Source organism: Brachyspira pilosicoli P43/6/78 (assembly GCF_000325665.1).
GTDB classification, from domain to species: Bacteria; Spirochaetota; Brachyspiria; order Brachyspirales; family Brachyspiraceae; genus Brachyspira; species Brachyspira pilosicoli.
In genome coordinates this window covers 460,750-476,003 of the sequence record NC_019908.1, presented here as the reverse complement: position 1 = coordinate 476,003, position 15,254 = coordinate 460,750, and the positions used below count along the sequence as shown (strand labels likewise).

Sequence of the window (15,254 nt, the reverse complement as noted above, 5' to 3'; positions counted from 1 at the left end):
TCACTTGTTTTAGTTGTTATGCCCGCCTAAGCTTAATGTAAACTGCTAACTAAACTTGTCAGATGTTTCGGACAACTTGTTTTAATTGTTATACTCGACTCAGATCAATATAAGTTGCCAACTAAACTTATAAGCCATTTCGACTCACCTGTTAAGCTTGTTATGCTCACACAACAAGCTTAACACTTTAAAATTAATTAAATAAATAAGATAAATAATGCTCCTTGTTTATATTATCCTTTATATCATCTAAAGCAATAAATAATTTTTTCTCTCCTCTTTCTCTCATCAATATAATACCTGCTTCTGTTATAAGAAAAATCAAATTGTCTATATTCTTATAAAAATTACTATCATATCTTTTTAATATCTCATCAGCATTATTAACAAAATCTTTCAAATAAGGACTTATTAATTTTTCATTATCTAAATCAATGATGAGTGATATATTATTTACTGTAAGATTATTATTAGCTTCTATCTTAGCAAATCTCTTGTATACGCATATTGTTTTATCATCAAAATACACTATATTATCAGCATTATAAAAATCTTTTAGTTTGTCATAATATTTAATTTTAATATCATTAAATGGCATACTCTCATGTTTCTTTAAAATCTGTTCAACATTTATCTTCAATTCCTTTTTTTTATCAGAATACGATTTATTATCTCCGTTTATATATGAATTAATTTTATCATTATTCTTTATATTGAAATGATATAAGTCAAATAAATAAGAAAGAATATTTATAAAACGATTATGTTTTGCAGACTTACTAAATATTAATTTAGAATATTCTACATTAATAGCAGGATTTCTATTTACTTCAAAAACTCCATTTATAATTTTAGAATCAGATATTTCTATAATATAGTTAATTTCTGTTTTATCACTATTAAAAAAATCATAAAGAGAACAATCAAATTTTATAATGGCTTTTTCATTTTTTTCTATAATAAAATCATACCAGCTAAAATATTCTTTATCATTTTTTTTATTATCATCAAAATCATAAATAACAATATAATTATCCATAAAATTACTGACTATATTATAATATCCTTTTAGCTTATCATTATTTATAAATATATTTCCCAAAAAACCACGCATTACAGATACTACTCCGCCATAATAAGCATAACAATAAATATACATATTATTTACTTTATCTCTAAAAGTTATAAACATTGAGCTCTCTTCATAAATACTAGGAATATATCTTCTTTTATATACATAAATAAGAGAAGAAAATAAAGCAATCATAATAACTATAAGAATTAAATATTTACCAAATACTAATTTCAAATAATATAAAAAATTATCAGTTTTAGCTCCGTTTAAAACTAATATAGCTGCTATATCTTCATTGCCTTTATCAAGTGCTATTTCAAGCCCTTTGTTTAAATCCATTTTGAATTTATTTCCAAAAAATAAAAATTTCTTTTTCAATAGGCTTTTTAACATAGGTTCATTTTCTTGATTAACCGCCAACAAAAACTCATCGTTTATATCATCATCATTTTTATAATGTTTTAAGATAATTTCAACAACATCATAAGCATAATCATCTACAGCACTGTAAAGAGCCGTTTTACCATTAATAGATTTTTGATAAACATCAGCATTATTTTTAAGTAAGAACTCCACTATATCAATTTTGGAATTATATTTTGAATAAGTATAAAGCAAAGTATAGCCGTCATATACTCCGTTTATATCATATTTCTCTATAAACTTCTTAACAGCTTCTAAATTCCCATAACCTTCTGCAGCATTTTGATATTCATATTCTAAACTATCTATTTCTACAACATTATATTTTTTATAAAGTTCTATTTTTTCTTTTAATACTTTTTCTGCTTCCATTTTTAAAAAATTTTCCATATATCCTTGAGGGTCTTTTGCCATTTCTTTTAATTCATCTTCATTTGCAAACATTTCATCAAAAAGATTTTTATAGTAATTAGTATCATATTCCTCTGAGTACAAAAAGAAAGATGTTATTATTAATAAAATAAAAGATATAATTAACCTAAAAATATTTTTATTTTTTAACATATTTTACCTCATAAAGATTATAAGGATTTTATCCTATACTATAGAAATGTATATGTCAATATAAAAGAGTAAATGGAATTTAAGGCATGAAACTTACATTTACATTTTTTATTATGTCTATTTTTTGAGCTTCAGGCTTTGAATATTTAGCTGATGCTTTTTGAGAATTAGCTTGATTTCCTATATTAATAACAGAAGTATAAAGCACATTATTATCCTGATATATGGTAGCTTCAACAACTATTCTATAAGTACCGTCTTTTACTACGTTTCCTTGATTATCTTTACAGTCCCAAACTATATTAACCTTTCCTTGTTTAGGAGTAGGTTTTGATACAGCATCAATTATATTTTTATCTATACTTTGAGCATTAGCTTTTTTCTGCCAATTATTTAGAGATTGTTTTCTATATGTCCAGCCTTCTCTTCTTCCTGTAAAATCTGTGATATATATTGTGGCTATATAATTACCGTTATTATCTTCTGCCCAAGCAGCTATTTGATTACTGGAATAACCCGGTCTTTTTGTATAATCGAAAGTTATATTAACTTTTTTAGTATTACTCTGAGCATAATTTTCATTGACATATGATAAAGCAAAAATCATAAATAACATAATAAAAAGTTTTTTCATAAAAATACTCCTTTATAAAAAAGCTATATAATATATTACACTAAACCAGAATATTTCTCAAAGAAAGACTGTAATTTTTCTACAACAATTTGTTTTTTTTCAATTTTATTTCCTTGTTTACTAAATCTTGATATTGAAGGAAGTATTTTATCAATATCACTTCCTGAAGTTATTATCTCTCCATATTCAAAACAGCTTGATATAAACTCTTTTGTTTCTTTTTCTTTTAAATTTTCTTCTTTAATTAATATACTTAAGTCTTTCTCTTTCTCTTCCCTTACATATTTATAAAACTCTTCTTGTATATCTGTTTCAGAAGTATTCATTTGATTAATAAAGTTTTCAATTAATTCTCTCTTGCTTCTTAATTCAATACCAGCATTAATTAATTTTCTAACATATTCTATTATAGTAGGTTTATCTTTATTTTCCATTTTTATATTTTGCAACTATTAAAAGTATATAATCAATATTTACTTCAACTTGTTTAATTAACTCTATTTCAAATACAACATCATCTTGAATATTTTCTATTTCAAGATTGTTATTATTGTCTTTGTTTTGAGTAAACTCTGTATATAAATCATTATACTTTCCTTTATAATCTTGAAAATCTATATCTGACATTATTTTCTCTCTGTCTTCTCTAAATTTATCAAAAGCACAAAGAGTGTTTATTATTTTTAGGAAATCTCCAAATAATTTAATAAATTCCTTTTTCTTTTCTTCTGTAGCAATAACTTCATTAATAGGAAATTTAGTTTTTAGTAAATCAGCAATTTCTGTGTATCCTAAAACATGCTCGCCATTTTCATTGTATCCATTAAAATAGTCTTGATAACCTCTAAGTAATGCTATAGACTTGGCTTCTTTATCACCAAAAACTGCAAGTGCTTCATTTGTATTCTTTTCTAAGTTCATAAAAGAAACTATATTTCCAAAAGTCTTAACAGAGTTTAAAATTCTGTTCGTTCTTGAAAAAGCCTGTATAAGACCATGCATTCTTAATCTCTTATCAACCCATAAAGTATTTAATGTAGGAGCATCAAAACCTGTTAAAAACATATTCACTACTATTAAAATATCTATTTGATTATTCTTCATTTTCATTGAAACATCTTTATAATAATTTTCAAATTTATCATCAGATGTATCATAATTTGTATTAAACATTTTATTATAATCTTTTATAGCATTCTCAAGAAACTCTTTTGAATCATTATCAAGATTTTTTGTTTCAAACTCTTCATCTTGAATTATTTCATTATCCTCATTTTTGACAAAGCTAAATATTGTAGCAACTTTTAATTTGTTTTCAGTTTCACTCATTTGTCTTTGAAACTCTTTATAATATTTTTTAGCAGCTTTTATAGATGATACCGCAAAAATAGAATTAAAACCTTTAACTGTCTTTTTTTCTTTTATTTCTTCAACAGTGTTATACTTTGATTTAGCCATTGCCTCTACATTCATAATAACATCATGACTATAATAAGAATTACTTGCATTTCTATAAGTTTTTTGCTCAAAATGTTCTAATATATATTTTACTATTAGTTTTATTCTATCATCATGTAAAAGTATATCATCAGTATTTATGCCCGGCACTTTTTTATCTTCAAAATCTTTAACTTCTTTTACAGTATTAATATAATCAACACGGAAAGGCAAAACATTTTTATCACGAATGGCATCTACTATGGTGTAGGTGTGAAGCTTTTCCCCGAAAGAATTTTCAGTAGTTTTTAGATTTGGATATTTTTCGTAGTCTTCTTCTTTTTTAAAAATAGGTGTGCCTGTAAAACCAAATATATTATAATTTTTGAAAGCCTTTTTTATCTTTTCATTCATATCGCCAAATTGAGAGCGATGACATTCATCAAAAATCATTACAACATGCTTTTTATAAACTTCATGATTTTCATTATTTTGAATGAACCTTGATAATTTCTGAATGGTAGTAATAATTATTTTGGCCCCATTGTCTTCTAATTGCGATTTTAATATTTTTGTGGAAGTATTGCTGTTTGCTGCACCTTTTTGGAATTTATCATATTCTTTCATTGTTTGATAATCAAGGTCTTTTCTATCAACTACAAAAAGCACTTTATCTACAAAATGAAGACTTTTAGCAAGAGTGGCTGTTTTAAAACTTGTAAGTGTTTTTCCGCTTCCTGTGGTATGCCAAATATAACCGCCTGATTCTTTTTTCGACCTTATTTTATGATTTTCAGATATTATAATTTTGTTTATAATCTTCTCTGCCGCTGCAATCTGATATGGACGCATAACCAATAATTTTTTATCTGAAGTAAATACACAATATTTAGTTATTATATTTAATAGAGTGTGCTTTGCAAAAAAAGTCCTTGTAAAATCAACTAAGTCTGGAATAATCTTGTTTTCAGCATCTGCCCAAAAATTAGTAAACTCAAAAGTATTTGATGTTTTAATTTGATGCTGAGTATTACTCACATGAAGGCTTCTTGTAGTGTTTGAATAATATTTTGTATTAGTGCCGTTTGATATTACAAATAATTGCACATATTCATAAAGACCTGAGCCAGCCCAGAAATTTTCTTCTCCATATTGGTTTATTTGGTTGAAAGCCTCTCTTATATTAACGCCCCTTCTTTTTAGCTCAATATGAACCATAGGAAAGCCGTTTACTAAAATAGTAACATCATATCTCGCTTTTCTCTCTGAGTGTGTTTCTGTGTATTGATTAATAACCTGCAGATGATTATTATATATATTATCTTTATCTATAAAATTAATATTTTTTATATATCCATTTTCTAAAGTTATATTTTGAATATAATTTTCTTGTATCTTTTCAGTTTTGTTTATTATATTTTCATTTCCATTAGCTATAATAGAATTAAAAAAATCATTCCATTCATTATCAAAAAAAGTATAATTATTTAATTTTTCTAATTGAGTTCTAAGGTTTTTAATTAAATCATTTTCATTTTTTATATTTACGTATTCGTATCCTTGTTCGGTGAGCTGTTTAATAAATTCTTCTTCGAGTTCTGCTTCAGATTGATATTTAGTTCTAGTTCTTTCAATAGGAGTATATTTAGCGACAACGGTACTTTCCTCAGACATTTTGATGACGTCAATTTTCTCTTTGTTTTGCATATAAACTCCTATTTAATTTCTTTTAATAATATGTTCTTTTTCCCGCGTACGAGCTGTACCAATACTCGCCGTATGGGCTTACCGCACGGTAATGCTTTTCTTTAATTATAATCTCTTAGGCGTGCAGGGGTATTGCTTTTTAATACACAATTATTTCTTCTTCTCCTTAAAAGTAAGTAATTTATCTCTGTAGTATTCATATTGCTTTTTACGCAATTTAATCTCAGCGGGCAGCCCCCTAGTGATGTCATTACACAAAGCATCAAACTTGTCTAATATGTTTACAATACGTTCCTGCTCCTCTAATGGCGGTACTGGGATTTTTATATTTCTTATGCTGTCTGAAGTTATTGAATCAAATATAGCACCTTTGGACTTATCTGCAATATACTTAATGATGTTTTTCAAACTATAAAATACATATTTATTACTGACTTCACAATTAGAATTGATACTGCATAGACCACGACCTATACATATATCAGTATTAGCTATATTTAATTTTCCAACAGGAGCCCTTACACTCATTAATATAGAACCATTAACAGCAATTTTTTTTATATCAGATGAATATGTATTAATTAAAGGGTAAATAGTACCAAATGAGGCACATCCTTGCAAAAATGGAAGACCTATATTTTTATTATTATATGATTTAGAATCTGGAGATTGTCCCATTACTATATGAGCAATATCTCCTAGTCTTTTCCATTGAGCTTTATCATTGCTAAAAGTTAAAAGCTTGTCCCTATAATACTCATACTGCTTTTTTCTTAATTCTAATTCTCTATTTAATAAATCTTGATATTTTGTAAAAGTGTCTAATATACGAACTATCTCTTTTTGTACTTCTATTGGCAGGAGCGGAATTTTTATTTTAGTAATTTTATTTTTATTGATACCGGGTATACCAGCACCATTTTTTAATTCCATTATATGTATTTCTATATTTTTTAATACAAAAAATAAATATTTATTTATTAATTTATCAGTATTTGGTTTTATTATATAACAATGAGCACCTGCCCAAAATTTTTCTAACATAAAATTTACAAATCCAGCTGAAGCACCGCCCTGTGAAATTGTAATTGTTTCTTCATACTCATTGAAATTATTAGTATATCCTGAAGCTTGTATCCCACCATTAATTACAGGATATCCTTCTTTTATCATATTTTTTCTATTTAATTGTTCTCCTGTATAGATGATACAAACATCTTCTAATGTTTTATACTCCACACCGTCGGGGCAGTATTTCTTTAAAAGCTCTTTTAGGGTGCTCATAATATTTTTTTAGGCCTCTATTTCCTTGATTATCTTATCTATTGCCTTACGAAGATTGCTCTCTTCTAAAACTATTGCCTCCAAATCTTTATTTAACACTTTTATATCTACTTGCTCCCTTGTGTCTTTCTGCTCTACATAAGTGGATACTGACAAATTATAATCCTGTGCCTCTATCTCTTCCTTTGTTGCTAAATAGCATTTATGGGCTTTACTCTCCCTAGCCTTAAAATAAGACAAAATATCTTCTATATTCTTATCGCTTAATTTATTATTGTTCGTTGCCTTTTCATAATCTTCGCTTGCATCTATAAATAAAGTCTTACTGTCTATTTTTGATTTCGATAATACCATTATACAAGTAGCTATTGATGTGCCGTAAAATAAATTGTCTGGAAGCTGTATTATGCATTCTATATAGTTATTGTCTATCAAATATTTTCTTATTTTCTGCTCGGCGCCTCCTCTGTACATTATACCAGGAAAACATACTATTGCTGCAAGTGCTGCAGTATCGAGCCAAGAGAGAGAATGAAGAATAAATGCAAAGTCGGCTTTTGATTTTGGTGCTAATATTCCTGCAGGAGAATAGCGGGGATCATTTATTAAAAGAGTATTATCTTCACCTTCCCATTTTATAGAGTATGGCGGATTAGAAACTATTGCATCAAAAGGCTCATCACTTAAATGTTTAGGTTCTGTTAAAGTATCTCCATGGGCTATATCAAACTTTTCAAAACCTATATCATGCAAAAACATATTTATTCTGCATAGATTGTATGTAGTAATATTTATTTCCTGACCAAAATAATGTATTTTCTTTTCTTCATCTTTTAATATTCTTTTGAACTTTAAAAGCAAAGAACCGCTTCCGCATGCAGGGTCATATACTCTTTTAATTTCACTCTTTCCTGTAATTGTAATTCTTGTAAGAAGCTCCGAAACCTCTTGAGGTGTAAAAAACTCTCCTCCGCTTTTGCCTGCACTTGATGCATACATACCCATTAAATACTCATAAGCATCCCCGAATGCATCAATTGAATGGTCTTTAAAATCTCCAAGCTCTATATCAGCAATGCCGTTTATAAGTTTTCTTAATCTCTCATTTCTTTTAATTACAGTAGGTCCTAATTTATTACTGTTTACATCTATATCATCAAAGAGCCCTGCAATTTTTGTTTCGCTTTTAGTTCCTTTAGCAGAGTTTTCTATATCTTTAAATATTTTCTGAAGTTTTTCATTTAGATTATGTTTTTCTTTGCTGTCTTTTTTACTATCTTGATTATTAGCTTCTTTTCTTATATTTTCAAAGAGTTCACTCGGATATATAAAAAAGCCTTGTTCTTTTATGATATCAGATTTTACATCTTCAACATCTTTATCATCTAAATCTGCATAGTTAAATTCTTTGTTGCCAGAGTCCCATTCATTTTGATTTAAATAGTTTGCAAGGTGCTCAGAAATATACCTATAAAAAAGCATTCCAAGCACATACTGCTTAAAATCCCAACCGTCAACGCTTCCCCTCAAATCATCAGCTATTTTCCATATTTTGCTATGAAGTTCATCACGCTCTATTATGCTTTTATTATCTGCCATTGCTCTGCTCCAAATTACATAGATTTACATAATTATAAAATTATTTTATGATTTTTTCAACATTATAAAAATTAATATAATCAGAAATTAATTATTTTATAAATGTATATCCGCTTTCTTCAACTAAATATTGCCCCTCTTTCGAAAGTATAAAATCTATTAGTTTTTTTATATTTGGATTGTTATCCATAGCCTTTTTAGTTGTTACAGCATAAAATGTAGTTGATAGAGTATAAGAGCCATTTTGTATATTTTCTTTATTTGGTTTTATATTATCTATAGTTTTTAATAATAATTTTTTTGTGAATTAAAAATAAAACTAAAGCAGAAAAATCTATTAAAAATATATTTATTTAAGCTATTGAATTTTTTTATATTTTTTATATAATTAATTATACATATATGGGGTATATTTGAAAATGAGCAATACATTATCATTAATTATATTATTAATAGTATTTTTTATAATAATAACTTTTGTGAAGAAAATAATATTCAATATTATGAGCAAAGGTAAATATAAAAACATAAAACTTAATGAAGCTATAGAACTATATAAAAATAATAAAAACATAGGTTTAATAGACGTGAGAAGTTATCAGGAAGTGCAATATAGCGGATACATAAAAAACAGTATAAACATAGCTTTAGATGACAGCAATTTTGACAATAAAATGTCTAAACTAGATAAAGATAAAGAATATATAGTTTACTGTGCAAGCGGTTCTAGGTCTTCTTATGCTTGTATGCGTATGTATAAATTGGGTTTTAAAAATATATATAATCTTACATATGCTGGATATTCAGCACTCAGTAATGCTTTAAAAAAATAGTTTTCAGTTCTTTTTTATAATTCTTAAATTGACAATTATTTTATTTTATGTATATTAATTTTATGGAGAGAGCATGAGAAAGATATATATTTTTTTGTTTATAATTTTTAGTTTAACAGCTTATAGTCAGAGTTTCAATAGCTTACTTAATAAAAACACAGAAGCTATAATTGTTTTTAGCCTATCAACTAATGATAATAAAATTACAGTAAAAGCAAATATTCCAGAAGGTTATTATGCATATTTAGAATCAAAGATAGCAAATAAAATATTATTCTTTGCAGACAATAAAGAAATAAATACAACATATCCAAAAGGAGAAAAGTATCATGAGGATATTATAATAAAAGGCGAACAAGAGTTTATATTAAATGATATTGATATAAATAAAATTAACTTTATAAAAACAACTTATCAATTATGCTCAGCAAAAGACAATGTATGCTTACAGCCTCAAAGCAAAGTAATATACGGTGAAGAAATTGATATACCAAATAATAATATAACAGATGAAAAGCCAGAGAATGCAAGCTCAATAGAAAACTATATAAAAGGAAGCAATAATATATTTATAACATTAATTTTAATATTTGCAGCAGGACTTGCATCTGTGCTTTTGCCTTGTACTTATCCCCTACTATCTATAACAGTATCTATTTTGGGAACCACAACTGATTCTAAAAACAATAAAAAATCAAGTGTATTGGCTTCACTTTTATTTGCTTTAGGAGTAATCACAACATATACTCTTTTGGGTGCTGTAGTTTCTGTGGCTGGATTTGCTTTTCATAAAACTATACTATTTGGAAGCATTGGATATAATCCTATTGTTTTAACCATATTAGTACTACTATTTTTATACTTTACTTTTTCAATGGCTGGATTTTATGAGATTAAAGCTCCTTCATTTTTACAGTCTGCTAAAACAAATGCATACGCTAAAAAAAATCAATCAATATTCCATAAATACATAATGGGACTTCTTGCAGGAATAGTTGCTACTCCTTGTGCTGCTCCTATAATAGCGGTTATATTAGAAATAGGTTTTCTTAATCCTGTATTTGCTACTCTTTATATGGCTGTTTATGCTTTGGGTTTTGCTTCTGTATTATTTGTTCTTGGTACATTCGCTTCAATACTCACAAAAATGCCTAAGGCTGGAACTTGGATGGTTTATGTTAAATATATTTTCACTTTCCTAATGATGATAATAAGTTTCTATTATGCTAATATACTTTTTGGAGTTTTAGGATTTAATAAAATAAGTTATATACTTGCTTCAGCTACAATATTAATATTTGCTATATTAGTTTACATAATAAAAAATAAAACTGCTATGTTGAGTGCATTAGAGAAAAAAATATTTGTTTCTGTGCTTATAATATCTATAGCATTAGGCTCTATTTATGGAATTATAAAACAAAAAAGTGAAGTTTCAAATCTCGTAACATACAATGAAGCATTAGAGCTTTCAAAACAAAACAACAAACCGATACTAATAGATTTCTCTGCTGTTTGGTGTGCGAATTGTTATGAGCTTAAAGAGAAAGTATTTGTAAATGAAGAGCTTAAAAAATTCATAGATGATAATTTGATTTTCACCGAAGTTGATGTTGACAAATACAAAAATATTTCTGATGAGTATAATGTTAAATGGCTTCCTTGGATAATAGTAATTGACAGCAACAAAAACATATTATATACAAAGAATTCATTTTCAAGTTTTGATGACAAAATGGCTTTGAGTATAAAAGAAGATTTAGAGAAAATAATTAATAAATAAATTTAATATTTTTAAAATTTTTAAGTTTGTCAATTTTTTATTGTTCTTTTTCCCGCCGTAAAAAGAACCAAAAAGTGCAAATATAAAATTAATACTAAATCATACTAATTTTATATTATATGTAATATAAATTATAAATTTAATCTAAAATATAGCCATTCGAGAAACGTATCCGAGTTTATCGAGGATATAGGTTCTCGTTGTATAGGTATCCTATACTGTACTGCAAAACATTATCAAACGCCAACTATACGTGCGGTTTATTATCCAAATATCATTTCTTTAAATTTGCTAAACTAACTAATTGTAATAATAAGTCTTTTATATCTTCTACAGGAGAATTATCTGGTTTTCTTTTATTTAAATTAACAGCAGGACTTTTATTTATTGTAGTGCTAACTTTATTTACATAATCAGTTAATATTCTTTTATCACTTGTATCTAGTTTTTTCAATTCTCTACTATAAATATAAAAAGATGACAACACCAAAGATTTATGTTCATAATCTTCTGATAATTGTATTGTTTCATGTACACGCCTATTAAAATATTTTGTAACGCATAATAATAAACCTAAAATTCCAAAAGATAATACAAGTAATTTTATATTAAAAAATAAATTATAAGTGTGCAACTTAGTATTTATAATAAAAAAAGTAATCAATACCAATATATCCACAAGTATAGAAACCATAAAAAATATATGATTAAGTACATATTCTTTTTTCAATTCCATAGATTTTATATAAAATTTTTCAGATAGTCCATAATTAAAAATATCTTTATTTAAATCATATATTTTTTCTTTTATATCATTTGTATTATCCTCATTATTATTATTTTCTTCTTCTAATTTATTTAATTGTTCAATCTTATTTTTCATATCATTTAATTCTATATATTTCTTATTGTATGATATAATTCCCTCATTAATAACTATAAAATTACAAATCTTAAATATTTCAATGATGCATGAAGAACCAGATTTAGTAAAAGTATTATTATTATCATTTGAATCATGCAATATCTTATTTTTATACTCTTCAAATTCAAAATGTTTTCCAGATATTCTAAGATTATTTATTAACGATGATAAAAATTCAGTATTATTAATTATACCAGTCCATATACTAATAATTTCATCTTTTATATTAAATTCATAGGCTCTAGATAAACTCTTACCAAGTTCTGTTATAATTTTATCATCTCCAATAATTCCAGTTGAAATTAAAAAATGATTATTTTTAATTATGGTATCTTTATGTAATCCAGAATTATTAACTATATCATTTAAAGAATATACTTCTTTTTTTACAGAATCATATGCCTGTATTATTTTTATTAAATTTTCATAACCAACAGCAGGTAATTTAAAAACTTCCATAAAATCTCCTAAAAATTATATTTTATTAGTATTACTTTTACTTTTTCTTTGCTATATAACTTCAATAATTTTGATATTATATAGTATTTTATTTCCAAAGAATAACCTCTCAATCACCTTAAATCATTATCATTCAAATTATAAATTTACATAAAAAATTATCAACCCACTATATATACACTAATTGGCAAACAAATACTAATTACAGCATTGTAAATTTAATATGAGTTAGTCAAACTAAATGTGCATCGACAAAGTTCCGCTATGGTATCGTAATGTATGATATTGGCAAAATAATAACATAAAAATTGACAATTCAAAAATATATTAGTATAATGCCTTTAATATTCTAAATATTTTAAAATGAATAAATTAAGGAAGTTTTATGAAAAAAATTATATTAATGACAGCTTTAAGCTTTTTAATAAGCTGCAATAATAAATCTGATAATACACAAAACAATACAACAGTTAATAACAATACTACTCAAAATAAAATTATAACTCAGCAAACAACTGCAGCAAGAAATAAAAAACCTGAATTCAAAAATAAATATCCAATTAAAAATTACACAGAAGAAGAAATCGATGAAATATTATACAAAACTATTGACTCAGAATTAGCAGATTATGGAATATCCGACAATTCCAAAAAAGAAAGAAGAGAAGAAGAGAAACAAAGATTAGAGCCTATAAAAGATTTATTATTAAAAGGCATAAATAGCAAAGATGAAAATGGAAATAATGTATTAATGTTAATACCTAAACTTGATTATAGAAATTATGCTTATAATGATTTAGTAAGATGGCTTGTTGAACATGGCATTAGCTTAGATGATACTGAAATACTAAATTACAATTATACTGATAAGATTATAGATTATTTATTAGACAGCGGAGTTAATTTTGATTATAATACAATATATAATAAAATTAACTCAGAAAATAATAATTATAATTTAATATCAAAATTAATTAGAAAATTAGAATCTGCAGGTTATTATTTTTCTGATATAGATTATCAATTACAAAGCGACTTATTATTTAAATCTATTTTAAATGATAATTTAGATTTAGTAAGACTATTTTTAAAGCTTGGTGCTGATATTAATTCCATAAACAGAATGAAAGACGGTTATGTTGGAACTCCTTTAATGTATAGTGCCTATTATGAAAAGTACGATATTATGGATTATTTAAAAGAGAACAATGCTGATATTACTATTCACTGCTTTCAAGATACAGAAGAATTAGAAAGTATTCATACTGATGATCCTCATATATCTTTTGTATTGATGGAAAATTTTCCTGTTTTAAGTCCTACAAATTTAATTAATACTGTTATCACTGGAAATAATAATGAAGATTTAATGATAAGGATATTAAATAAAATATCTCAAACTTTTAAATTTGCAGATACTAGTTACATTTATTCTCCTACATCACAAACTGAGTTTACAAACAATAATGAAAAATATATTTTAATACAAAGTCATATATTAAATGAAGAATATGTAGAAAATCTTATATCAATGGAAAAATATGTACATGATTTTGAAGTAAACGACAAATATTTTAATTATGTAAGTATATGGAAAAGAGATAAAAACGATGAAAATAAAGCGCAGTTCATAACAGGCTTTTATCCAATGCAAAATGATGACTATTCACAAACTTATGATATTGCTTCATCAGGAAATTACGTTACAGTAGAAGCAACCGATGATAATGGTACATATTATTATACATTCATAATAGAAAATAATGATTTTTATTTAGATAAATTTTCTATGGGTCAGTATAATGAGAATATTTCACTATCAGGCACTAATATTAATATTACAGAAGAAAAAAACGAAGAGCATTATTATAATTACAAAACAGATGCTAGTAAATTTAATCATACCAACAGAATAAAAGCTATTGATTTAGAAAGAGGTTTCTTTAGTAAGTTAATAGAAGAATATAATAAATAAAATAAAGGGATTAAAGTTTTTTAATTAACTCTAATCCCTTTTGTATTTATATTCATTATAGTTTAAATTAGATTTCCTCGCCGTTCTCTATTTTAGTAAGCAAGTCAACTCTCCTAGCATGCCTTCCGCCTTCATATTCAGCATCAAGCCATTCTTTTACTATCATCTTAGCTAAATCAACCCCTACCACTCTAGCACCGAAAGCTATAATGTTAGAATTGTTATGCTGTTTAGAAAGCTTAGCAGAATAAGGTTCACTGCAAACTGCCGCTCTTATGCCTTTTACTTTATTAGCAGCAAGTGAAATACCTATACCAGTTCCGCATATCAAAACTCCGCATTCGCATTCTTTACTTACAATAGCATCAGCAACCTTTTTTCCATATATTGGATAGTCTACACTTTCTGTAGTATGCGTACCATAATCAGTAACAGTATGTCCTAATTCCTCTAAATATTTTATTATCTCTTTTTTTAATTCAACAGCTGAATGATCGCAGCCTATAGCAATTTTCATAATTTTATTTCCTTTTATATATATTTTCTAATATTAAAA

At 26.0% G+C, this 15,254-nt stretch carries 11 protein-coding genes; 3 read left to right on the top strand and 8 right to left on the bottom strand.

Features of this window, described 5'->3' with window-relative positions; all coding sequences use genetic code 11:
* Nucleotides 1-193: 193 nt before the first annotated feature.
* The 6 genes from BPP43_RS02075 to BPP43_RS02055 all read right to left on the bottom strand — a co-directional run bounded on the left by BPP43_RS02075 (nucleotide 194) and on the right by BPP43_RS02055 (nucleotide 8,723).
* Nucleotides 194-2,062 carry an ankyrin repeat domain-containing protein gene (locus BPP43_RS02075; protein ID WP_015274017.1) on the bottom strand — a complete coding sequence of 623 codons (1,869 nt, stop codon included), beginning with the start codon at nucleotides 2,060-2,062 and terminating at the stop codon, nucleotides 194-196.
* A gap of 79 nt (nucleotides 2,063-2,141) precedes the next feature.
* Nucleotides 2,142-2,696, bottom strand: a complete 555-nt coding sequence (locus tag BPP43_RS02070; RefSeq protein ID WP_015274016.1) for a DUF2271 domain-containing protein — start codon at nucleotides 2,694-2,696, stop codon at nucleotides 2,142-2,144.
* Between the two features lie 35 nt (nucleotides 2,697-2,731).
* Complete coding sequence (locus BPP43_RS11895; protein ID WP_252832369.1) at nucleotides 2,732-3,130, bottom strand: type I restriction endonuclease subunit R, EcoR124 family; 399 nt, start codon at nucleotides 3,128-3,130, stop codon at nucleotides 2,732-2,734.
* Nucleotides 3,120-5,840 carry a type I restriction endonuclease subunit R gene (locus tag BPP43_RS02065; RefSeq protein WP_252832368.1) on the bottom strand — a complete coding sequence of 907 codons (2,721 nt, stop codon included), beginning with the start codon at nucleotides 5,838-5,840 and terminating at the stop codon, nucleotides 3,120-3,122. Before BPP43_RS02065 ends, BPP43_RS11895 begins: the two co-directional genes overlap by 11 nt.
* A 150-nt stretch (nucleotides 5,841-5,990) precedes the next feature.
* Nucleotides 5,991-7,124 carry a restriction endonuclease subunit S gene (locus BPP43_RS02060; protein WP_041752804.1) on the bottom strand — a complete coding sequence of 378 codons (1,134 nt, stop codon included), beginning with the start codon at nucleotides 7,122-7,124 and terminating at the stop codon, nucleotides 5,991-5,993.
* Nucleotides 7,125-7,133: 9 nt separating this feature from the next.
* Nucleotides 7,134-8,723 (bottom strand): type I restriction-modification system subunit M, encoded by a 1,590-nt coding sequence (locus tag BPP43_RS02055; RefSeq protein ID WP_015274014.1) that lies wholly within the window; start codon nucleotides 8,721-8,723, stop codon nucleotides 7,134-7,136.
* A 419-nt stretch (nucleotides 8,724-9,142) separates the two neighbouring features.
* Between BPP43_RS02055 and BPP43_RS02050 the strand changes: the two genes are divergently transcribed.
* Both BPP43_RS02050 and BPP43_RS02045 read left to right on the top strand, forming a co-directional pair.
* Nucleotides 9,143-9,556 (top strand): rhodanese-like domain-containing protein, encoded by a 414-nt coding sequence (locus BPP43_RS02050; protein ID WP_013243137.1) that lies wholly within the window; start codon nucleotides 9,143-9,145, stop codon nucleotides 9,554-9,556.
* A 73-nt stretch (nucleotides 9,557-9,629) separates the two neighbouring features.
* The gene (locus tag BPP43_RS02045) at nucleotides 9,630-11,339 is read left to right on the top strand and encodes a protein-disulfide reductase DsbD family protein (RefSeq protein WP_015274012.1); all 1,710 of its coding nucleotides are present in this window, start codon (nucleotides 9,630-9,632) and stop codon (nucleotides 11,337-11,339) included.
* A 274-nt stretch (nucleotides 11,340-11,613) separates the two neighbouring features.
* On the opposite strand, the gene BPP43_RS02040 is transcribed toward BPP43_RS02045, so the two are convergent.
* Nucleotides 11,614-12,723, bottom strand: a complete 1,110-nt coding sequence (locus BPP43_RS02040; protein ID WP_015274011.1) for a hypothetical protein — start codon at nucleotides 12,721-12,723, stop codon at nucleotides 11,614-11,616.
* A gap of 385 nt (nucleotides 12,724-13,108) precedes the next feature.
* Here BPP43_RS02040 and BPP43_RS02035 point away from each other — a divergent pair, with 385 nt between their 5' ends.
* Nucleotides 13,109-14,698 carry an ankyrin repeat domain-containing protein gene (locus tag BPP43_RS02035; protein ID WP_015274010.1) on the top strand — a complete coding sequence of 530 codons (1,590 nt, stop codon included), beginning with the start codon at nucleotides 13,109-13,111 and terminating at the stop codon, nucleotides 14,696-14,698.
* Between the two features lie 67 nt (nucleotides 14,699-14,765).
* Here BPP43_RS02035 and rpiB read toward each other — a convergent pair whose 3' ends face one another.
* Nucleotides 14,766-15,215 (bottom strand): ribose 5-phosphate isomerase B, encoded by a 450-nt coding sequence (rpiB, locus tag BPP43_RS02030; protein ID WP_013243142.1) that lies wholly within the window; start codon nucleotides 15,213-15,215, stop codon nucleotides 14,766-14,768.
* Between the last annotated feature and the right edge of the window lie 39 nt (nucleotides 15,216-15,254).